Origin of the sequence: Bacillus sp. FS02, from assembly GCF_024398395.1 — a bacterium.
Classification (GTDB): Bacteria; Bacillota; Bacilli; order Bacillales; family Bacillaceae; genus Bacillus; species Bacillus altitudinis.
This window is the reverse complement of the sequence record NZ_CP074101.1, coordinates 3,749,754-3,773,439: the sequence shown is the minus strand read 5'-3', so window position 1 is coordinate 3,773,439 and position 23,686 is coordinate 3,749,754. Positions and strand designations below refer to the sequence as shown.

The window sequence follows — 23,686 nt, the reverse complement described above, 5'->3', positions numbered from 1 at the left end:
GGGGCCACGGGTATCACCATGGTTCAAACCGGTCCGACTGGGGCCACGGGTATCACAGGTTCAACCGGTCCGACTGGTGCTACTGGTATCACAGGTTCAACCGGATCTACTGGGCCACTGGAATCACGGGTGCAACTGGAGCTACTGGTGCCACGGGTATCACAGGTTCAACCGGACCTACTGGTGCTACAGGTATCACAGGTTCAACCGGATCTACTGGGGCCACGGGTATCACAGGTTCAACCGGTCCGACTGGTGCTACAGGAATTACAGGTTCAACCGGACCTACTGGGGCCACTGGTGTGACGGGCAGCACTGGACCAACTGGTCCGACTGGAGCTACGGGAATCACAGGTGCAACCGGTCCGACTGGTGCTACTGGTATCACAGGTGCAACCGGTCCGACTGGTGCTACTGGTATCACGGGTGCAACTGGAGCTACTGGTGCTACAGGAATTACAGGTTCAACCGGTCCGACTGGTGCTACTGGTATCACAGGTGCAACCGGTCCGACTGGGGCCACTGGAATCACGGGTGCAACTGGAGCTACTGGGGCCACGGGTATCACAGGTTCAACCGGTCCGACTGGGGCCACTGGAATCACGGGTGCAACTGGAGCTACTGGGGCCACGGGAATCACAGGTGCAACCGGTCCGACTGGTGCTACTGGTATCACGGGTGCAACCGGTCCGACTGGGGCCACTGGAATCACGGGTGCAACTGGAGCTACTGGGGCCACGGGTATCACAGGTGCAACCGGTCCGACTGGTGCTACTGGTATCACAGGTGCAACCGGACCTACTGGGGCCACTGGTGTGACGGGCAGCACTGGACCAACTGGTCCGACTGGAGCTACGGGAATCACAGGTGCAACCGGTCCGACTGGTGCTACTGGTATCACAGGTGCAACCGGTCCGACTGGTGCTACTGGTATCACGGGTGCAACTGGAGCTACTGGTGCTACAGGAATTACAGGTTCAACCGGTCCGACTGGTGCTACTGGTATCACAGGTGCTACCGGTCCGACTGGGGTCACTGGTAGCACAGGTTCAACTGGAGCTACTGGGGTCACTGGAATCACAGGTTCAACCGGAGCTACTGGTGCTACTGGTATCACAGGTTCAACCGGACCTACTGGGGCCACGGGTATCACAGGTTCAACCGGATCTACTGGTGCCACTGGAATCACGGGTGCAACTGGAGCTACTGGTGCCACGGGTATCACAGGTTCAACCGGACCTACTGGGGCCACTGGCAGCACGGGTGCAACTGGAGCTACTGGGGCCACGGGTATCACAGGTTCAACCGGAGCTACTGGTGCTACTGGTATCACAGGTTCAACCGGAGCTACTGGGGCCACTGGCAGCACGGGTGCAACTGGAGCTACTGGGGCCACGGGTATCACAGGTTCAACCGGAGCTACTGGTGCTACTGGTATCACGGGTGCAACCGGTCCGACTGGGGCCACTGGAATCACGGGTGCAACTGGAGCTACTGGGGCCACGGGAATCACAGGTGCAACCGGTCCGACTGGTGCTACTGGTATCACAGGTGCAACCGGAGCTACTGGGGCCACGGGTATCACAGGTTCAACCGGATCTACTGGTGCCACTGGAATCACGGGTGCAACTGGAGCTACTGGTGCCACGGGTATCACAGGTTCAACCGGAGCTACTGGGGCCACTGGCAGCACGGGTGCAACTGGAGCTACTGGTGCCACGGGTATCACAGGTTCAACCGGAGCTACTGGTGCTACTGGTATCACAGGTTCAACCGGAGCTACTGGGGCCACTGGCAGCACGGGTGCAACTGGAGCTACTGGGGCCACGGGAATCACAGGTTCAACCGGACCTACTGGGGCCACTGGTGTGACGGGCAGCACTGGACCAACTGGTCCGACTGGCGCTACAGGTATCACGGGTGCTACCGGACCTACTGGAACAGGTGGTTTTACGGATACAGCACTATATGCTGCTAATAGTTCTGGTCCTACCATTGTTACTGTAGCCTCGGGAACGAATATTCCATTGCCGGACTTTCAAAACATTACCGGTTTTACAGCAAACGGCACAAGTACGGTTTTTACCGTTCTGCAAACAGGTAAATATTATATTACGTATCAAGTCAACACCACTACAGCACTTTTGATTAATACGCGTTTACTGTTAAATGGAACAAATACTATTTCTGGTTCTGTTCAATCACCTACTATCTCTACTTCATTTATTAACAATACTGTCATTGTTAATTTAACAGCTGGTAATACTATTTCACTGCAGTTTTTTGGAGTGGTTGTCACAGCTATATTAGTTGGCGGTGGTGGTGCGGCCGGAGCAACCTTGACCATCATACGGCTCAGTTAAGCAAAAAAAGAAAAAAGAAAGGCTTTTTCAGCCTTTCTTTTTTATGTCTTCTATGACTTTTATACAATGTTCGATATCATTAGATTGTAAGAGGTGAAAAATAGATTGGATGACGGTAAACTCTAAATTCCACCATTCTAACAACTGAAGTTTTTCAATTGTTTTAGATGAAAATCGGTATTTCATGAGCTGCTGCGGATTTCCTGCGGCGATTGCATATGGCGGTACATCTTTTGTGATCACACTATTTGCTCCAATTACTGCTCCGTTCCCTATACATACTCCTGACATAATCGTCGCTCCATTTCCAATCCATACGTCGTGCCCTATGTGCACATCTCCTTTGGATTTGGGATGTCCCTTGATATGGGCAGCTTCTTTGAAAATTTGATTAAATGGATACGTTGTGACCCAATCTGTTCGGTGTTCACCACCAAGAAAAACTTTTACTTCGTTTGCGATGGAACAAAACTTTCCTACATTCAGCGTTGTTCCTTCTCCCCACGTCAAGACTTGAAAATCTGGTCCAGCATAAGTGAAGTCACCGATATCATACGAACTGAGCTCACTTCTTTGGTTTAAAAACATAGAAGATCAGACCCCCTACAAAGTAATCGATCTTCGTATATATATGCCAGATGATAGGCTCACATTATGATTGGACAAGTGCAACGATCTGCTTTTTCTTCCATACCAGTCGATAATAGCCGTATTGGAGCAATAAGTTTACAAAAAAGGCTGCAGGATATCCTATCCAGATTCCTTTGATCCCAAGCGATGTATGGTGTGATAGCACATAAGCCACTGGTACTTCAACAAGCCAAATGGAACAAATACTAAAGATGGTCGGCCATAGAACTGTTCCACTTGCTCTCATCGTGGCAGCAACGATTTGTGCTGTTCCGAAAATGAGATAGCTCCATAGTGTAATCACGACCAAACTATATGCAATATCAATCGTTGCAGGATCTGTTAAAAAGATAGATAAAATTTGTGGTGCGAAAATATAGACGAAAATAATAATCAATCCGCCTAACGCAAAGTTTAGCCCCAGCCCAATTTTAATGACATCTTTCAAACGATTCATGTTTCCTGCGCCAATGAACTGTGCGGCGAAGATAGAAACCGCAATACCAAGGCTCACTGCGGGCATCTGTACATAACTTACGACTTGATTGACAACGCCATAAGCTGCGGTCGCCTGTGATCCATAATCGTTGACAAAAGAAATGACAGCAATTTCTGATAAAGAAATGAGAATCATATTAATACTAGAAGGGATACTTAACTTTAATAGCGTTTTTAATAAATCCCCTTTCATCAATAAATGCTTTCTAACCGACGCATCAATGCGCAGCGGGTGCTTTGTTTTATAAAGATAGATATGAAGAATGATAAACGTAACGATTGTAGAAATCACAGAAGAATACGCAGCACCATATAAACCAAATGCCGGTAAACCAAGCCAGCCGAATAATAAAATTGGCAGCAATAAAATATTGGTTCCTGTACTAATCATTAAGAAATAAAATGGTGTTTTTGAATCTCCTGTTCCTCGTAAAAAAGTTGTATAGACAAAATAAAGAAATAAGATGGGCATGGAGATGAATAGGATTCTGGCATATGCCGCACTTTCCTCCACAATATTTGCAGGTGTCCCCATCAGATGTAAAATATCTGTGGCAAAAAAACCTCCAATGATAGCTAAAGAAAGTCCGATTAAAAAGGTGAACGAAAGCGTTGTACCGATAATTTCCTTTAACCTCTGCTCATTTTTTGCTCCGTATGCTTGTCCAATAAGGATCGAGCTCCCTGATCCAATCCCAATGGAAAAAGAAACAAGTAAAAAGAAAAGTGGAAAGAATGCCGAAATCGCAGCTACTGCATCCTCTCCAATCCATCTACCGACAAGCACAATGGAAACAAGCTGTCCAATTGATTGCAAAATATTGCTTAATAAAAGTGGAATTAGAAAGATCGACATGGTTTTTACTAAAGATTGATTATTATCTAACGTCATGATGGTTCTCCTTCTCTGTCTAAAGATCCTCAGCTAACATGCTGACAATGCGGTCTTCTATCTCTTTTCCTTTTTCGTCATCAACGAGATGATTCAATAAGATGGAAAAAGCAAGCGTTTTTCCACTCTGTGTTTCAATATATCCAGATAGTGTGCTGACCGTTGATAGCGTACCTGTTTTTGCACGCACTTTTTCTAGTGTAGCTGGTTCTTTCAATCTGTTTCTTAATGTACCTCCCACCATACGCTCACTTGCCCCAGCTAACGGAAGTGCATGGACATAGGTGTTAAACCATTTTTCCTTTTGAATGTTTGTCAAAAATAACGTGAATTGATTTGCAGAAACAAGGTTAATGGGTGATATGCCTGATCCGTCTCTCAACACAGTCATAGATGCATCTATGCCATAGGCAGGAAGACGTTCATTCAGCACGTCAAGCCCTTTGTCAAAACTCCCTTTGTTCTTTACCCGCTTCCCAAGTTCTTTTAACAGAATTTCTGCATGTGTATTGTTGCTTAATTTCATCATCGGAACAAGAAGATCGGATAAAGGCATTGATGTATGGGAAGCGATTTTTTTCGCTTTTTTAGGAACTTGTTTTGTTTTGAGTGGTCCTTTCAGCTGAATCCCCTCAGCCTTTAATGCTCGTTTCATTAAGTCTAAAGCATACGTTGTCGGTTCCCATAATGCGACCCATTGTTTAGACGAGGATGCTTTTAGCGGAATCGTCCCAGTCAGTGTAATTTTGTTTGTACCGTGAGAGCGTTTAAAAGATATTTTCTTCTTTCCACCTTCTGGCACAGTTTTCACTTGATTGACAACTTGAGCGACGTCAGTCTTCGGGATCATCTCATAGCTGGCCTTCTGCCCTGCTTTCTTTCCCGGCTTGACTTCGAGAATGATCGTTCCTGCATCATAATCCTCATTCGGTGAAGCAGTAAGAGCAGATATTTGAGCGCCGTAATATTGATCTTCATCACTCCACGGCAGATCGATGGAATACCTTGTGTCATCAAACCAAGTATCATCAGCTGCAAGCTGTCCACGAATCGTATGTATTCCGGCCTTTTTGACTTGTTTGGCTAATGCGGCAAAATCGCTTTCTAACAATGTCGGGTCTCCAGAGCCTCGGAGATAAAGATTGCCGTGCAATGTTTTTTTGTGAATTGAACCATCTATCCAAACGTCTGTTGGAAAAGTGTATGTTTCACCCAGTAGATCGAGTGCGATAGCAGATGTGAGTAATTTCATATTAGAAGCAGGAGTCAGACGGATGTCCGCTTGATGTTCATAAAGAAGAGAAGTGTCAGAAGTATCGCGTACGCTGATGCCAGCAATTGCGCCCTCTAAATCAGGTGCTGTTCGAATGAATTCGTCTAAAGAAGTGATCCATTTTGATTGATCATCATGAGCTGTTAGTTGTTCATCTTTCACTGAAAAAGGGAGAAATAACATCGACAAAATACATAGTTGTAAAAACATGACCTGTGAGAAACGTTTCACGCAATCCCTCCTTTTTAGAAAAGCAGCCAAATTTAGCAGATTATGTTCATTATACACAAAAGAACGTTTGTTCTCAAAGGTTTTTTAAACAGAAAAGTCAGCTTTCTTTGACGAAAACTGACAAGCCTCTTTTACCTTTTTTCAGGATTCCAGCCATCGCTTCCGCTAAGCACGGATTGAACGGTGATTTGACTTGCTTCGTTTTTTGTTAATATCGTTGACCACTTCACTCGGTTTGCCACATGACTCCCTGCGCCCGTTGATCCATATTCTTGATATCTAGCCGTTCTTTCGTTGTCTTTGTTATCCCAGTTATGCCATCCCTCAGCTTTAATATGTTCATCCATTTTTGTTTGGAGGAACGTGACAGCCGAATGTGGTCTCCATGGACGGCCTAAGTACACAGATTGAGACGAAGCCGTTCCTTTATTTAATGTGGAATCAATAAAAACGTAGCCATACTTTTGCGCTTCTGTTGTGGATGCCGCTGTAATATACCCATTTCCAAGACTTTTTATTTCAGCTCTTTTAAATACAGCCGTTGCTGAACCAAAGATGAAGTCAACCGTGCCCTCGATATAACAATCTTCATAATATTGTCTCCCTGTGCCAGTGGCATAAAGTGTATCTTGATACCCGAGAACACGTACGTGTTTAAACACAGCCCGGTCCCCGGATACATAAAGGGCAACCGCCTGCCCTGCGTTTCGGCCAGCTGTATTTTGAAACGTGATATTTTCTGCATAAAAATGATTTGCCCGAATCATTGTACTAGAGCTATTGGTTGTGCTCCCGCTGCTTGCATTTGTATCATCATACGTCAGAATCGTCTGATACTGATTTTCTCCAATAAAGGACACATACGGCTTATTTTGCGGAAGGAGAATCTTTTCTTTATACACACCATTTTTAATATATATCGTCGTTTGCTGTTGATTGTTCACTGGTATCGCATCAATGGCAGATTGAACCGTTCGAAATGTCCCATTTCCTTTTTGATCGACAATAAGCACGCGGTTTGTTTGATGGTTGTGTCCAGCTGCTTGCGCATAAGCTGAGTCAAAAAGCAGTAAGGCCAATACCATCATCAGCAGTCGTTTTCCATACTTCATCACACATCTCCCCCTTATATTGTGAACGTTTTCATTGACGTATTCTTTTTGATCCTATTCAGCTATAAAACAAAAAAACACAAAAAAACATCCACTGTGTTAGGTTGTGGATGTTTTTTCATATTTCATCGCATAAATTCCTTCATTTTCAATCCATTCACAAAATAGGACGTCTTTATAGGAGGATATGTGCTGCTTTTTCAATTGCTCTCTCAGCCACGCTTCATCAAATCCAGCTTCCTTTAAATCTTTTTTTAAAATCTCTCCGTCGATAATAAACGTTCTAGGCAATGTGACTTCTTTTCCTTTCACGTTCACATCTTCGGCTGTAGCTGGTGCATATTTCATTTTCGGAAGCACACTCACAGACCCATCCGTTTCCAAAATGGCAAATTCAATTTCATTAAGAGCAAAATGCCCTTTCGCTCGAATCAGCGTCTGCAACTGATTTAAATCGAGCATATTTTTCTTTAATCGATTGTAGTGAATCTTTCCTTTATCAATCACAAGAGTGGGTCTTCCCTCTAAAAAAGCGCGAATGGATTTGAATTTTTGTGAAAGCCATTCAACTGTGTAGATTAAAACGCCCCAGACTGCAACTGCAAAAAGGATATGTAGCACGCTGACTTCTGGATCAAAAATGGCGTTACCGACCATCTCCCCTAAAATCAGTGCAGAAATAAAATCAAACGGCGTGATTTGTGCAAATTGTGTTTTCCCTAATAGCTTTGTAATGGAAAATAAAGCGAAAAATCCGATAAAGAGTTCAATCAAAATATTAAAAAATGGCACACATATACCTTCCTTTCTCACTGCATGTACTTACAAGCATGTACAGGAAAGGAAGGTTCTAAACCATTTATGAAGGCAGTAAAATAAAGACGTCGTCTCCCTCAACCAATGCTTCATATGTTTTCACGCATCCATGATCTGGTTCTTGAACATTTCCTGATGAAAGATTGATTTTCCAATCATGCATTGGACAGAAGACATGATCTCCGCTCACCATTCCTTCAGCTAGTACACCGCCTTTATGAGGACAGCGATTTTCAATGGCTTTGAACTGCTTGTTAGAGGTTTGAAAAACAGCTAATTCAAGTGGACCGGCTGCGACTGTTTTCCCTAGCTGCAACGGGAAATCTGATATTGTACCAATATGAACTTTTACAATTGAAACTGTCATCTGATCTCATCCCTTCAATTGATTTAGACGGAAGCAGTTGCCTTTTGAAATAATTGTCTTGTTTCTGTTTCGTTCTCTCGAATCTCTTGCCACGGTTCTTCATAAGTTGAAAGTGCGATGTCCATTCTTTCGATTAATGCTGCACGTTTCTTGTCATCTAGCAGTACCGTTTGGATATGATTCAATCCAAGCCGTTCAACCCAAGCGGATGTTCTCTCTAAATAATTTGCGGTTTCTCTGTAATATTGAAGGTAGGCTGCGGCCATTTGTTCTACTTCTTCTGCTGTACTTACTTTCATTAATAAGTCTCCAGCTCGTAAATGTGTCCCTCCATTCCCGCCAGCATACAATTCAAATCCCCCATCGATACCTACGATGCCAAGATCTTTAATCCCAGATTCAGCACAGTTTCTTGGACAGGCTGATACGGCCATTTTGACTTTGTGCGGTGTGGCAAGTCCTTCAAATTTCTTTTCAAGTGCGATCCCAAGAGAAATGGAATCTTGCGTTCCGAATCTGCAAAATTGTTCTCCAACACAAGTTTTGACGGTTCTTAATGATTTTCCGTAAGCATAACCAGACGGCATATCTAAATCAGCCCATACTTTTGGTAAATCTTCTTTTTTGACACCTAAAAGGTCGATTCGCTGCCCTCCAGTCATTTTCACAAGCGGTATCTCATATTTGTCAACGACATCCGCTATTTTTCTCAGGTCATTAGCATTTGTCACGCCTCCGTACATACGTGGAACGACCGAATAGGTACCATCGTTTTGGATGTTGGCATGCATTCGTTCATTCACAAATCGCGAGCTTTTTTCATCTTTGTAGTCAAGCGGATACATCATCCCTAAATAGTAATTCAGTGCAGGCCGGCACTTTGAACAGCCTTCTTCTGTTTCCCAGTCAAGTACATTCATCACTTCTTTGACATGCTGCAAACCTTTCTCTTTTATTTCATGAATCACTTCATCTCTTGATAAGGTGGTGCAGGCGCAGATGGTTTCTTTTTGCGCAGTGCGGTTTGCATCATCGCCTAAAGTGTGCCATAAAATCTCTTCCACAACAGGTTGGCAGCCTCCGCATGACCGAGAAGCACTTGTACATTGCTTGACCTCTTGTATAGTCGTTAGGCCTTCTTTTTGAATAGCTGCCACTATTTGACCTTTTGAGACACCATTACAGCCACAAACGATATGGTCGTTTGCCATTTGTTCAATCGTGTTTTCTTGCGCCAGCTCATTTGATGTTAAGACAGATACTTTTTCCATATCTGACATATCAACACCTTCTCTAATGTACGAGAATAAACGTGGTCCATCGCTTGTTTCTCCAAACATGACGGCGCCGACTAATCGGTTTTGCTGGAAGACTAGTTTTTGATAAATACCTTGCTGTTCATCAAAAATTTTAATCGCTTTTTTCTCATCGTTTTCGATAAAATCTCCAGCTGAAAATACATCAACCCCTGATACTTTTAGCTGTGTCGATAGAACAGATCCTTCATAAGGCGTCGGGGCCATATCACAAACATGCTTCGCAAGCACGTTTGCTTGATCGTATAATGGCGCAACAAGACCGTACGTTTGTCCTCTATGTTCAACACATTCTCCGACTGCGTAAATCCGCGGGACACTTGTTTCCATGAAATCATTGACGATAATTCCCCGGTTCACTTCAATGCCGCTCGTTTCGGCAAGCTTGTGATTCGGTTTAATTCCTGCTGCCATGACCACCATATCTGTCTCTAATGTAGAACCATCTGAAAATGTTAGCCCTTCTACTCTTGTATCTCCTAAAATTTCATTTGCCTGTTTTCCTAATAAAAAGCTCATGCCTTGTTTTTCTAATGCTGTTTGCAGAAGTTGACCTGCCACCGGATCGAGCTGCCGGTCCATTAGATGAGAGCCAAGATGAATGACGGTCACTTCCATACCTAAGTTTAATAGACCACGTGCTGCTTCAAGTCCAAGGAGCCCGCCTCCAATAACGGCTGCTTTTTTGTACATCGTAGATGCTTTGACCATTTCCTCTGTGTCTTGTAATGTACGAAAAGCTGTTACCCCTTTTTTATCGCTCCCTGGAATGGGCGGGATGAACGGGAGGGACCCTGTCGCTAAAATTAAACGGTCATAATGCACGGTCCGTCCTTGATCACTCATAACGGTTTGATTGTCTGGATCGATCTTCACAATGGTCTCATTTGTAAACAGCTGAATATGATGTTCTTTGTACCAATTCCAATCGTTTAACGTAATATCCTCTGTCTTTGTATCCCCTTGGAGAACTTTCGATAAAAGAATCCGATTATAGTTAGGATACGGCTCAGTTCCAAATACAGTCATGTCGAATCGTTCATTGTCTGTTTTTAAAATGTTTTCGAGCGTTCGGATACCAGCCATACCATTCCCTACTAATACGAGTTTTTCTTTCATGAAAAACACCCCTCATGTGATCGTTTTTTAGAAAGTACCATAATCTAAACAAAGATGGAAAATACATGTTAAAATTTCTCACATAGTTTTCAATTCTTGTAGGCTGACAGCTGTACAGGACAATATTTAAAACCTGGCATTTTACTGTGTGGATCTAACTGTTTACCAATTAATAGGTTAATTGATTGATGTTTATTCCAGTGAAACGGAACAAACACAGTATCTTTTCGGATGCTATCTGTTATGTGGCACCTCATGATGACACTACCTCGTTTTGACTGGATGGTGACGAGCTCCCCGTGCTGAAGTCCATAAGCTTCGGCTGTGTCAGGATGAAGCCCTACATAAGCTTCAAACTGCCGGGCAACAAGAGAGGTGCTTTTTCTTGTTTGAACGCCCGTTTGGTAATGAGCCATCACCCTGCCGGTCGTTAAATAGAGTGGATATTCTGGACTGACTGGTTCTTTTGCACCCTGTTGTCCATGTGCAACGACTGCAAATTTTGCTAATTTATCAGGATGTGAGAATTGATGCTCAAATAGTCTTTCTGTTCCTCGGTCTTCCAAATGAGAGCAGGGCCATAATATGCCTTGCGTCTTCCTTAACCTGTCATAGGTCATACCGGAATAATCGGCTTTGGCTCCTTTCGTTGCTGTTCTCAATTCCTCAAAGATGTCTTCTGCAGATGAAAAAGAAAAAGAGCCGCCTTTGCCTAATACTGCTGCTATTTCACAAATGATTTGCCAATCGTGCTTTCTTTGGTGTTTGAGTGGATAGGTTGCTTCTCTCAGCGTAACGCGTCCTTCTATGTTCGTCATGGTCCCTTCGTCCTCTAAATATGACGAAGCTGGTAAAATAACATCTGCGAGTGCAGCCGTCTCAGAGATAAATAAATCAATTGCGACAAAAAAGGACAGCTGCTCGATGGCTTTTTTGATAAAGCTTGCATGCGGACCTGATTGAACAGGATTAGAACACATTAAAAAGAGCGCTTTTATCTCTCCTTTCTGCATTTTTTCAAACATTTCAAAAGCAGATACACCTTTTCCAGGCAGTTCTTTTTCATCGATCTTCCATATTTCGGCCATTTCTTTTCTATGTACTGGGTTTGTGATATCACGGTAACCAGGAAGCTGATCTGCTTTTTGTCCATGCTCTCTTGCACCCTGTCCATTTCCTTGCCCAGTAATGGCACCATAGCCACACCCAATCCGGCCAATCTTCCCAGTAACAAGCAGAATATTCAGGAAATTACGAACGGATGCTGTCCCGTCTATTTGCTGCTCAATGCCTCTTGCAGTCAGAATCATGCCTGTTTTTTCGCGGGCGAATTTTCTCGCTATTTTTTGAATGACTTTCATCGATACACCGGTTTGCTGCGTAATGTCTTGCAGGGACATGTGTGAAATATGCTGTTTCATTTCTTGAAAACCTGATGTTCGTTTTTTAATAAATTCTTCGTCTAGTAACTGTTCATGAAGCATGACGTGTAAGATTCCATTTGCGAGTGCAGCATCTGACCCAGGCCTTAAGCTGACATGTAAGTCAGCTAGTTTGGCTGTTGCTGTTTTTCGCGGATCGATCACGATGAGAAATGCCCCGTTCTTTTTAGCTTCTTCCAAATACGGTATGAGGGTCGGCTGACATTCCGCTATATTGGTTCCAACCAATAGTAAAACCCGGGCATGCTTGATGTCACGAAGCGGAAAGGTTAGACCCCGATCAAGTCCAAATGTTTGGTTAGCTGCTGTTGCTGCTGAAGACATACACAGTCTTCCATTGTAATCAATGTATTTCGTTTTAAGGGCGACCCTTGCAAATTTTCCGAGTAAATAAGCTTCTTCATTTGTAATCGATGCACTACCATACACACTGATAGCATCGTTCCCATGTTCCGTCTGAAGGGTTTGAGTGCGTGCTTTGATTTCGTCAAGTGCCTCTTGCCAAGTCACTTTGACAAATTGACCGTTTCTTTTGATGAGGGGGTGATTCAATCGTTCCTTGTGCAGTGCGTGCTGGTGGGCATGCTGCCCTTTCATACAGATCCTGCCGAACGTGGTTGGATTATGAATACCTATCGTCTGGTAGCGTGTTCGCCCTTCTGCGTGCTGCTCGACTAATTGCATTTTGCACTGCATACTGCAAAACGGACATTGAGATGGGAACACCCTTTTTCGCTCTTGCTGCTCTGATGTTTGCTGCACATATTGTAAAAAAGATTGATTCATACATTCACACCCTTTTGTCTACTTTGCTCAAATTGCTCGCAGAGCTCTTCTCTCATTTCCTCATCGAGCAATTTTTCTCGGATGGAAATGATGCCGTTTTTTTGGATCCAGTCTCCAATAGATTCTTGAAAATATGCACGTTTTCTATAGTCTTCAAGCAGTGCTTTTAAAAAAGGAATCAGCTCATCCGTTCGGCTCACAGAATAAAAAAGCTGACCTGCCTTAGGTTGACGTATGCTGCCTCCTATATAAATGTCCCATTCATCCAGCTGCTTCTTGATGCAGATGTCATAGATGGGGCTGAAATGACATACGCAGGAAGGACCAGCGATATGAATCGATGTGACTGCAGGTAAAAGCGTGTTTTCTAGTTGTCTTTCGATCTCCATGACAAGTGTTGTGACAGATGGATCGTGACGACAATCACATGATAGAACATGAGAAAGTCTCTTGCTTTCTTGTGGCATGATGTGTCCATGTTCTTTTACAATATGGTCGGCCTCTTGTGAAATACCGATCAGCCGAATTCGTTTATTCTCCGTTAGTTCTACGTGCTGAATTTGCTTTTGCTCTAATAATCCGGTTATCATCTGTAAAAATGTCAGATCAAGACGGCCACCATATAACTGAGGCATTAGTATGTGCTCATGATCTGATGGGCTGTCTTTTACGAAAAGATCTTGAAACTGCTCAAGATAGTATGGAATGGCTGCTCGGCACTTGTCACAGCCGTTATCTGTCATCCAATCAAATTGTCTTCTTACTTGCTCTTCATTCAGCGGCTGCTGCTTTTTTACATACGAAAAAATGGTCTCTTCCTCTACATTTGTGCACGAGCAAAACGTGTCCAGTGCTTCCGTTAGCTGATTTGATGAGACATGGCAGCAGGCACGAACAAGCTCTTGACAGCCTCCGCAGCCCGTTGCGGCCCCTGTCTGTTTTTTTATCTCTTCTAAATTTGTCAGCTGATGGACCGATATGCTTTTGAATATCGCTCCCTTCGTCACCGTGTGGCATTGGCAGATGAGATCCTCTGTTTTTAATGAATCTAAAGGGGATATCTGCTCTTCATTCAGTGATTTCATGACTACGCTTTTATCACGCCCCACTTTTACATCCTGCAAAAGCTGCTCAGCTCTCTCAAGTTGACCAACTAATACAACGCCTGTGAGCACATCATGTTCAAACACTAGTTTTTTATATACTTCTTGTTCTTCATCTAAGTAAGTCACCACTGAAGCGGAGGGGGATCGGTTTACAATACTGCCAGCAGAATAAATAGATATGTCATTTGCTTTCAATTTTGTTGAATAAATGGCAGGAGGTAAATTCGTGACCAGTTCATCTAATAAATGATTCGCAAGCACGTTTGCTTGTTCATAAATAGGCTGCACAAGACCGTGCACCATTCCCTTATGCTCTGCACATTCTCCAATAGCATAAATATTCTCAACGTTTGTCTGCATGACATCATTTACAACAATGGCTTTTCTTGTATGAATGCCGTGCTGTTTTGCAAGCTCTATATTCGGACGGACCCCTGTTGTGAAAACCACGAGATCAGCATCCACGATGTCTCCACTTTTTAACAGAACGCCTTCTACTCTCTCGTTTCCTAAACATGCAATCGTATGAGCATTTGTTTTTACCTGAATCCCCTTGCGACTTAATTGTTGAGACAAAAGCCCTGCAGCGGTTTCATCTAATTGGCGTTGCATAAGCCAATCCGTGTGATGAATCAAGGTTGTCTTCAGTCCAGCGATCTGTAAACCAGCGGCCACTTCCACACCAAGTACACCACCTCCAATGACTGCTGCACGCTCATAGCGTAAAGAATCAGCGTAAATGGCCTCATAATCGTCAATCGTACGAAAAGCATAGACCCCTTTTTTGGATACGCCTTGTATAGGTAGAAAATGAGGCGATGAGCCTGTGGCGATAACCAGTTTGTCATACGGGATATTCCGGCGTGCTTCTGTCATGAGCAATTGACGCTTTGTATCGATGTGGACAACTGCTTCGCCTGTTTGGATGGTGATGTCATGTTTGGTGTACCATTCTTTTGGCTTTAGTTCAATTTGAGACAATGATTCACTTTTTTGTAAAACCGATGAAAGTTTTATTCGGTTGTAGGCCGGGTGCTTCTCTTTTCCAATGATCGTGATGGAATAGCGTTCTGGCTGATTCTTTACGATATGCTCGATACATTTCATACTCGCCATGCCGTTTCCGATAAACACGAGTTTACGTTTTGCCATGTGAGATCAACCTTTCTAGCTTTTTGCGCCAAAGCAATGTTTGCCTAGATTATGGCACACATTTGTAAAAAAGTGTTTATCCATGTCATTTTTTCTAACACAATACTTCCATTCCTTCTATCAACTCGCTATCTTTAAGTCAGAAAATTCAAAATAAAGGAGGGGTTTTGTGAAACTCTCAGAATTGACTTCTAGTGGTCATCCTAAGACATTGTTTGGTTCATTTTTATATTTTGACGTGAGTTTCATGATTTGGGTTTTGCTGGGGGCACTCGGTGCTTTTATTGCACAAGATTTTGCCTTATCGACAATAGAAAAAGGCATGATTGTAGCCATTCCGATTTTATCCGGATCTTTTTTTCGAATTGTGCTAGGCCTATTAACAGACCGAATGGGACCTAAAAAAACAGCGATGATGGGCATGATTTTGACCACCATTCCGCTCATATGGGGGTTTTTCGGTGGTACAACCCTTTCAGAGCTAGTACTGATCGGGATTTTATTAGGGGTTGCAGGTGCGAGTTTTGCGGTCGCTTTACCGATGGCAAGCCGCTGGTACCCTCCTCATTTACAAGGGGTAGCGATGGGAATTGCCGGCGCCGGAAACAGCGGAACACTGATCTCGACACTCTTTGGACCAAGGCTTGCGGAGATGTATGGCTGGCATACAGTGATGGGGCTCGCTCTTATTCCTTTAAGTTTCGTCTTTTTGTTTTTTATTTTCACAGCAAAAGATGCACCAAACCAGCCGGCCCCTCAGCCGCTTCGGTCCTATTTTTCAGTCTTTCAAGTGAAAACAACATGGTTTTTCTGCCTGCTTTATGCAATTACATTCGGTGGTTTTGTCGGCCTTTCAAGTTTCTTGAGTATTTTCTTTGTGGACCAATATGCGATTTCAAAAATTCATGCCGGTGATTTTGTGACGCTTTGCGTGGCGGCAGGCAGCTTCTTTCGGCCAGTTGGCGGTTTGATTGCCGATAAAATTGGCGGGATGAAAGTACTGCTCGGTTTATTTGCTTTGATTGGTATCTGTTTAGGGGCAGTGAGTAGTCTACCTTCTTTACCAGTGGTCATTGCGCTTTTATTTGTCGGAATGATGTGTCTTGGTATGGGGAATGGGGCGGTGTTCCAGCTTGTGCCGCAAGTGTTTCATAAGGAAATTGGGATTGTGACTGGAATTGTAGGGGCTGCAGGAGGCATTGGGGGATTCTTTTTACCAAACGTTCTTGGCAGTTTAAAAGAAATGACGGGCTCCTATACGTTTGGCTTTTTGACCATTTCTCTTTTTGTTCTTGCTGTCTTCCTCTGTTTGGTTGTCTCCCAGTTCAAACGTAAAAAAGTCATTATCCAGCCAACCATGTCTGAATCATAAAAAGCCATGACCACTCTTTGGTCATGGCTTTTCTCTATATATGGTAAACACCCTTTGTTTGACCTATTTTGGCAGAACCGAACTCCCCATTAAATAACGGTCTACCTCATGCGCCACTTGTCTGCCTTCGTTAATTGCCCAGACAATCAAGCTTTGACCGCGTCTTGCATCTCCCGCTGCAAATACGCCTTCTACATTCGTTGTATATTCCCCATATTTTGCGTCAATCCGATTGTTTTTGCTGTCCACGCCAAAGTGTTTCACTAGCGGCTGTTCAGTTCCCTCAAAACCAATCGCAATAAAGACTAGCTGAGCTGGCCATACCTTCTCTGTTCCTGGAATCTCATGAAATTCAAACTTCCCTTGCTCGTTTTTCACCTTTTCCATTTGAATGGTATGAAGCTCTTTTAACTTCCCATTTTTATCAGCCACAATCTTTGTGGTTTGAATCGAATATTGCCGCGGATCTTCTCCAAATTTTGCTTGTGCTTCTTCGTAAGCATAATCTAGAGAGAAGACATAAGGCTGTTCTGGCCACATGTTATCCCCTACACGTGTATCTGGAAGCTTTGGATGCTTTCCGAATTGAACAACACTTTTTGCTTTTTGGCGAAGTGCAGTTGCGACGCAGTCAGCGCCTGTATCTCCTCCGCCAATCACAATAACGTCTTTCCCTTTTGCGTCAATAAAGTTTTTATCTTTGAATCCTGAATCAAGCATGCTTTTTGTTGCGAGTGTTAAATAATCCATTGCCAGGTGAATCCCTTTTGCTTCCCTACCTTCAATTAACAAGTCACGCTGCTTTTGTGCACCTGTACAAAGGATGACCGCATCAAATTGCTCTTTCAGTTCATCAGCCGTGATATCCACACCAATTTCTGTATTGGTCACAAAGTCAATGCCTTCTTGTCTTAAAAGTTTGACTCTACGCTCAACGACTTCTTTGTCGAGCTTCATATTCGGAATACCATAAGTGAGCAGTCCGCCTAGACGATCAGATCGTTCAAACACGGTTACAGCGTGTCCTGCTTGGTTTAGTTGGTCTGCACTTGCCATTCCTGCTGGTCCTGATCCGACAATTGCGATCTTTTTCCCTGTACGACTTGAAGGAATTCTTGGTGTAATCCAGCCATTTTCAAAACCTTTATCAATGATCGTCCGTTCGATATTTTTAATCGATACTGCTGGATCATTGATCGCGACGGTACATGAGCCTTCACAAGGTGCTGGACATACTCTTCCAGTAAATTCAGGGAAATTGTTCGTTTTTTGTAGTCTTTCAAGCGCTTCTTTCCATCTGCCCCGGTAGACAAGGTCATTCCATTCTGGAATTAAATTGTAGATCGGGCAGCCAGAAACGCCGCCCCTGATCTCCATCCCAATTTGACAAAACGGTGTTCCGCAATCCATACATCTAGCACCCTGCTGTTTCAATACCTCATCTGTATAAGGAGCTGAATATTCTTTCCAGTCATTTTGACGAGTGAGAGGGTCACGTTCATTTGGCTTTTCTCTTTTATAATCCATAAAACCTGTTGCTTTGCCCATTGTCCTCTCCCCTTTCTTAATGAGCGACGGCTGCTTTTTGCCCGTTTGCCGTTTCTTTATTTTTCGGTTTTGTGTTTGCTTCAAATGCGAACATAACAGCTTCCTCGTGGCTGAGGCCTGCTTGTTTTTGTTCCTCAATGCTTTGAAGCATCATTTTGTAATTTCTCGGAATGATCTTAATGAATTGATTCTTTTCTTGTGCCCAGTTCTCTAGAAGCGCTGCTGCTTTTGAGCTGTTTGTATAATCAAGGTGTTCCTGAATCATTTGCTTCACTTCTTGTTCTTCTTCGTGATCTGTGAGTTTTTCAAACATGATCATTTCCATGTTACACATTCTTTTGAACTGTTTTGCATCGGATGTATGCACGTAAGCGATACCGCCAGACATCCCTGCGCCAAAGTTCTTCCCAACGTCACCTAAAATGACAACACGTCCGCCAGTCATGTATTCACAGCCGTGATCACCGATTCCTTCAACGACCACATTGACACCTGAATTACGAACGGCAAATCGTTCACCTGCACGACCGTTAATATACGCTTTTCCGCTTGTCGCGCCGTAAAATGCAACGTTACCGACAATCACGTTCTCATGTCCATTTTGTACAAAGTGATCAGATGTTTTGACAGCAATTTTGCCTCCAGAGAGTCCTTTGCCGATATAGTCATTTGAGTCACCTGTTAAATATAAAGACATCCCCTTTGGAACAAATGCGCCGAAGCTTTGTCCAGCTGAACCAGTGAACCGAAGTGTGATCGTATCCTCTGGCAGACCTTCTTCTCCGTAGCGCTTAGACACTTCACTGCCCGTAATCGTTCCAGCTACACGGTGAATGTTGCGAATGTTTAGTGACAGATCAACCGGTGTTTGATGATCGAGCGCTTCCTGTACATAAGGGAGAATCTCATTCATATCCAGTGATTCATCAATTTTATGATTTTGCGGCGTTCTGAATGTGCGTGGTCCCTCTGGCTGATATAGCAGGGTTTCAAGGTTCAGCTGTCCTGCTTTCCAGTGTGCTTTTGCTCTTTCACTTACTGATAAGACATCCGTACGCCCAATCAATTCATCCATTGATGTAAAGCCAAGTTCAGCTAAAATTTCTCTTACTTCCTCTGCAATAAACATCATGAAGTTGACAATGTGATCAGGGTCACCCATGAATTTTTTGCGAAGTTCTGGGTTTTGCGTAGCGACTCCGACTGGGCAAGTATCTAAATGACATGCTCTCATCATGACGCATCCTAATACGACAAGTGGAGCTGTCGCAAAGCCGTATTCTTCTGCTCCTAAAATCGCAGCCATGACAACGTCGCGTCCTGTCATTAATTTGCCATCCGTTTCAAGAACGACTCGCTCTCGAAGGCCGTTTAAGACAAGGGTTTGATGCGCTTCTGCCAATCCAAGCTCCCAAGGAAGTCCTGTATGTTTAATACTTGTTTTCGGAGAAGCTCCAGTACCGCCATCATATCCACTAATTACGATGACATCAGCTGTCCCTTTTGCAACACCTGCTGCAATCGTTCCAACGCCAGCTTTAGAAACTAGCTTGACACTGATGCGTGCGTCACGATTTGCGTTTTTCAAATCATGGATCAATTGAGCCAAATCCTCGATTGAATAAATATCATGGTGAGGCGGTGGTGAGATTAGGCCAACACCTGGCGTAGAACCACGTACGTCTGCGACCCAAGGATATACTTTATTCCCTGGCAGTTGTCCGCCTTCTCCAGGCTTTGCACCTTGCGCCATTTTAATTTGCAGTTCATCTGCATTGACTAAATAATGACTTTTCACACCAAAGCGGCCAGAAGCAATCTGTTTAATTGCACTTCTGCGATCATCCCCGTGCTCATCTACTGTGAAGCGTGCAGGGTCTTCCCCGCCTTCTCCGCTGTTGCTTTTGCCGCCAATTCGGTTCATCGCAATCGCTAGTGCTTCATGCGCTTCTTTACTTAATGAACCAAATGACATCGCACCTGTCTTAAAGCGGCGTACAATGGATTCAGCAGATTCAACTTCTTCCAGACGAACTGGCTTTTGTTTTGAACGAAAAGCAAATAGATTTCTAAGGAAACCAATTCGTTCTTCATCCGCTGCCTTCGTATATTGCTTAAATAAATCATAATCTTCGTTGCGGCATGCCCACTGAAGGGTATGAATGGTTTTTGGGTTAAAGGCATGATGCTCTCCATTTTTTCTCCACTGGAATTCACTGCCTGATTCTAGCGTTTGATCAGTTGATGCCTGATACCCAGCCTCATGACGAAGCTTTGCTTCACTTGCAATGGTGTCAAGATCAATACCGCCTAACTGCGAAGCTGTTCCTGTGAAATACGCCTGGATGACATCTTCACTAATACCGACTGCTTCAAAAATTTGTGCGCCTCGATAGCTTTGGACAGTGGAAATTCCCACTTTAGACATTACTTTAACTACGCCCTCAGTCACACTTTTCCCAAACTTTGTGACAGCTTCATCAAAGCTAATCGCAATCGCTTCTTCAGCAATAAGCTGTTTGTATGTTTCGTAAACGAGGTACGGATGGATCGCATCTGCGCCGTAGCCAATCAGTGCGGCAAAATGATGAACCTCTCTTACTTCTCCAGATTCGACGATTAAGCTCACCTTTGTTCGTAAGCCTTGACGCACAAGATGCTGATGAAGTGCACTCAATGCAAGAAGTGGTGGAATCGGCACTTTTTCTTCCGTCATATCACGATCGGAAAGAATTAATAAAGATACCCTTCACGAATGGCTTTTTCTGCCTCTTCAAACATCGCATCAAGACCACGTTTTAGGTCATCAGTGAAAAGTGTATGAATCGTTTTGCTTTTAAAGGCATTATGAACAATCGTTTTCAAGCCGTTAAACTGCCCGCTTGTTAAAACGGGTGTATAAAGTTTAATTCTTCGGCATGAATATTCATTTGGATGTAAAATATCTCCCTCAGCACCTAACCAAGTCATGGTCGATGTGACAAGCTGTTCACGAATGGCATCAATCGGCGGATTCGTGACTTGAGCAAACAGCTGTTTGAAATAAGAAAACAGCGACTGCGCACGATCTGATAACACAGCAAGCGGTGTATCACTTCCCATCGAGCCTATTGGGTCCTTGCCTTCTTCTAGTAAAGGAATTAAATACTTTTGAATGTCTTCGTACGTATAATGGAAAGCACGCTGACGCGTTAACAAATCACTCATTATACTAGAATTTTCTGAATTTTCTTCCGAGCGATTGACGTGAACCATTTCTTCATCGAGCCATTTTTGATAAGGAAGTTCATTCGCAATCGAAGATTTCACTTCTTCATCAGAAATAATGCGTCCTTCTTCTAAATCGATTAACAGCATTTTACCTGGTTCAAGACGGTCTTTATACTTCACATCTTCTTCATTTGTGTCGATGACGCCGACCTCAGATGAGAAAATGATGTGATCGTCATTTGTCACGTAGTATCTCGCAGGTCTTAATCCGTTCCGATCTAAGATGGCGCCGATTTGTTTACCATCCGTAAACGAAATCGCTGTCGGGCCATCCCACGGCTCCATTAACGAACTATGATATTCATAAAATGCCCGTTTCTCTTTAGACATGTGCGTATTCTCCGTCCAAGGCTCAGGAATCAGCATCATCGCTGTATGAGCAGGAGTACGCCCTGCAAGCACGAAAAATTCAAAGGCATTGTCTAAAATGGATGAATCACTTCCGTCTGCATTCAGCACTGGCAAAATCTTGTCTAGATCTTCTCCGAAGGCTTCAGACACGAATTGTTGTTCTCTTGCTCTCATCCAATTGATGTTTCCTCTTAATGTGTTAATTTCTCCGTTATGAATTAAGTAACGGTTTGGATGCGCTCGTTCCCATGTCGGGAATGTATTTGTACTAAATCTTGAATGAACGAGTGAAAATGCAGAAACAAATGTTTCATCCTGTAGATCAAGATAAAAAGCATCAACTTGATCTGATGTTAAAAGCCCTTATATACAATGGTTTGACTAGACAGGCTGACAAAGTAAAATTGTTTTTCCTTTGCTGTTCCCCAGTTTTCAGCCTGCTTACGGATGACATATAATTTTCGTTCAAATGACAAACGGTCTGTTACGTTGTCGTTTGCTCCGATGAACACCTGCCGGACAACCGGACAGCTCTTCGCTGCAACCGTTCCAATTTTCCCAGCATCAACAGGGACCGTTCTCCAGCCAATTAATGTTTGCCCTTCTTGTTTAATGAAGCCGTTGATCTTTTGTTCGATCGCTTGACGCGTTTTGGCATCATCATCTTTTGAAAAGAACACCATTCCTACCCCGTAACGGCCCTTTTCAGGAAGTGCAAAGTCTTGACAGTTCTTTCTAAAAAAAGCGTCTGGCAGTTGTACCATTAAGCCGGCACCATCACCTGTATACGGATCACTGCCTTGCCCGCCGCGGTGATCAAGCTGGCACAGCATTTGCAATCCCTTTTTGACGATACTATGTGTCGCCTCCCCTTTTAAATGGGCGTACAGTCCGATTCCACATGCATCATGTTCAAATTCAGGACGGTAGAGACCTTGTGGTTGTGGTAGTTGATTATAAGTCATCGTTTCTCTCCCCCGTTTAAAAGATCCGTTTTTTCACAGTAATAAAATCTCACAAACTCTGTAACTTATTTTAAGTTTTCAAATTAATATAAACAATATATAATTTAGATCAAAACAATCTCTTTTTGAGATAGATGGGTGTGAAGTGCAAAAATGGAGCTTCGTCAATTACGTTATTTTGTAGAAGTTGCTGACCGTGAACACGTGTCAGAAGCGGCTGAAAACTTACACGTTGCCCAATCTGCCATCAGCCGGCAGATTGCCAATTTAGAAGAAGAACTTGGAGTGGCTTTATTCGAACGAGAAGGACGAAATATCAAATTAACGAAAATCGGCAGACAATTTTTGGACCATGTCAGAACCGCCCTAAAAGCGATAGATTACGCCAAAGAACAAATTGATGAATACTTAGACCCCCACAAAGGGACAGTGAACATTGGATTTCCTACAAGTCTAGCAAGCCAAGTGCTCCCTTCTGTCATTTCCGCATTTAAGCTGGAATATCCAGAGGTCGATTTTTTACTTCGGCAAGGTTCCTATAAGTTTCTGATTGAAGCTGTCAAAAATCGAGACATTGATCTTGCCTTTTTAGGACCCGTCCCGACAAACGATCCTCAAATAGAAGGAAATATCTTGTTTTCCGAAAGCATTTATGCCCTTTTGCCAATTAGTCACCCTTTAGCGGGCAAAGAAGTATTCATTTAAGTGATTTGAGAAAAGACCATTTCGTTTTGTTTCCTGAAGGATATGTGCTGAGACAAATTGCGGTTGATGCCTGTAAGCAGGCTGGCTATGAGCCTACTATCTCATCTGAAGGAGAAGATTTGGATGCCATTAAAGGTCTCGTGTCAGCGGGTATGGGCGTTACCTTATTACCCGAAAGTGCCTTTTATGAAACAACACCGCGATTTACAGTGAAAATTCCCATTGAATTCCCTCAAGTGAGAAGAACGGTCGGAATTATTGCGTCTAAATCAAGAGAGATGTCTCCTTCTGCCCATGATTTTTATATGTTTGTAAAGGACTTCTTTTCAAAAATTGAACAATATAAATAATTCATTAAAACAAGACATTTCA

At 43.5% G+C, this 23,686-nt stretch carries 12 protein-coding genes and 3 pseudogenes; 4 read left to right on the top strand and 11 right to left on the bottom strand.

Annotated elements, in window-relative coordinates:
* Positions 1-599: 599 nt before the first annotated feature.
* Positions 600-1,076: pseudogene (locus KFQ09_RS19620) on the top strand (hypothetical protein); the annotation flags it as partial.
* Between the two features lie 72 nt (positions 1,077-1,148).
* Positions 1,149-2,363 (top strand): BclA C-terminal domain-containing protein, encoded by a 1,215-nt coding sequence (locus KFQ09_RS19615; protein ID WP_370648339.1) that lies wholly within the window; start codon positions 1,149-1,151, stop codon positions 2,361-2,363.
* 27 nt (positions 2,364-2,390) lie between these two features.
* On the opposite strand, the gene KFQ09_RS19470 is transcribed toward KFQ09_RS19615, so the two are convergent.
* From KFQ09_RS19470 to nirB (KFQ09_RS19430), 9 genes are all read right to left on the bottom strand, one after another.
* Entirely contained in the window at positions 2,391-2,951 is a 561-nt protein-coding gene (locus KFQ09_RS19470) for a CatB-related O-acetyltransferase (RefSeq protein WP_136944875.1), read from the bottom strand.
* Positions 2,952-3,015: 64 nt separating this feature from the next.
* A complete protein-coding gene (locus KFQ09_RS19465; protein ID WP_048002869.1) occupies positions 3,016-4,383 on the bottom strand; it encodes an MATE family efflux transporter in 1,368 nt (455 codons plus the stop codon).
* Positions 4,384-4,402: 19 nt separating this feature from the next.
* Positions 4,403-5,887, bottom strand: coding sequence for a D-alanyl-D-alanine carboxypeptidase/D-alanyl-D-alanine endopeptidase (gene dacB, locus KFQ09_RS19460; protein WP_255835895.1), 1,485 nt, complete (start codon positions 5,885-5,887; stop codon positions 4,403-4,405).
* Positions 5,888-6,018: 131 nt separating this feature from the next.
* Positions 6,019-6,999, bottom strand: coding sequence for a pectinesterase family protein (locus tag KFQ09_RS19455; RefSeq protein WP_056704304.1), 981 nt, complete (start codon positions 6,997-6,999; stop codon positions 6,019-6,021).
* Positions 7,000-7,098: 99 nt separating this feature from the next.
* Positions 7,099-7,791: a DUF421 domain-containing protein gene (locus KFQ09_RS19450; protein WP_008346595.1), complete on the bottom strand. Its 693-nt coding sequence runs from the start codon at positions 7,789-7,791 to the stop codon at positions 7,099-7,101.
* A 67-nt stretch (positions 7,792-7,858) separates the two neighbouring features.
* Positions 7,859-8,182, bottom strand: coding sequence for a nitrite reductase small subunit NirD (gene nirD, locus KFQ09_RS19445; protein ID WP_008346593.1), 324 nt, complete (start codon positions 8,180-8,182; stop codon positions 7,859-7,861).
* 23 nt (positions 8,183-8,205) lie between these two features.
* The gene (nirB, locus tag KFQ09_RS19440) at positions 8,206-10,617 is read right to left on the bottom strand and encodes a nitrite reductase large subunit NirB (RefSeq protein ID WP_052320489.1); all 2,412 of its coding nucleotides are present in this window, start codon (positions 10,615-10,617) and stop codon (positions 8,206-8,208) included.
* A gap of 89 nt (positions 10,618-10,706) precedes the next feature.
* Positions 10,707-12,845, bottom strand: a complete 2,139-nt coding sequence (locus KFQ09_RS19435) for an assimilatory nitrate reductase catalytic subunit NasC (protein WP_025207473.1) — start codon at positions 12,843-12,845, stop codon at positions 10,707-10,709.
* Complete coding sequence (gene nirB, locus KFQ09_RS19430; protein WP_025207474.1) at positions 12,842-15,103, bottom strand: nitrite reductase large subunit NirB; 2,262 nt, start codon at positions 15,101-15,103, stop codon at positions 12,842-12,844. Before nirB (KFQ09_RS19430) ends, KFQ09_RS19435 begins: the two co-directional genes overlap by 4 nt.
* Before the next feature lie 169 nt (positions 15,104-15,272).
* Between nirB (KFQ09_RS19430) and KFQ09_RS19425 the strand changes: the two genes are divergently transcribed.
* The gene (locus tag KFQ09_RS19425) at positions 15,273-16,475 is read left to right on the top strand and encodes a nitrate/nitrite transporter (protein WP_081114299.1); all 1,203 of its coding nucleotides are present in this window, start codon (positions 15,273-15,275) and stop codon (positions 16,473-16,475) included.
* A 63-nt stretch (positions 16,476-16,538) separates the two neighbouring features.
* Here the strand turns inward: KFQ09_RS19425 and gltD are convergent, their stop codons facing one another.
* Complete coding sequence (gene gltD / locus KFQ09_RS19420) at positions 16,539-18,023, bottom strand: glutamate synthase small subunit (protein ID WP_047946545.1); 1,485 nt, start codon at positions 18,021-18,023, stop codon at positions 16,539-16,541.
* A gap of 16 nt (positions 18,024-18,039) precedes the next feature.
* Positions 18,040-22,609, bottom strand: a pseudogene (gene gltB / locus KFQ09_RS19415) (glutamate synthase large subunit).
* 153 nt (positions 22,610-22,762) lie between these two features.
* On the opposite strand from gltB, the pseudogene KFQ09_RS19410 reads away from it, so the two are divergent.
* A pseudogene (locus KFQ09_RS19410) lies at positions 22,763-23,664 on the top strand (LysR family transcriptional regulator).
* Positions 23,665-23,686 lie beyond the last annotated feature (22 nt).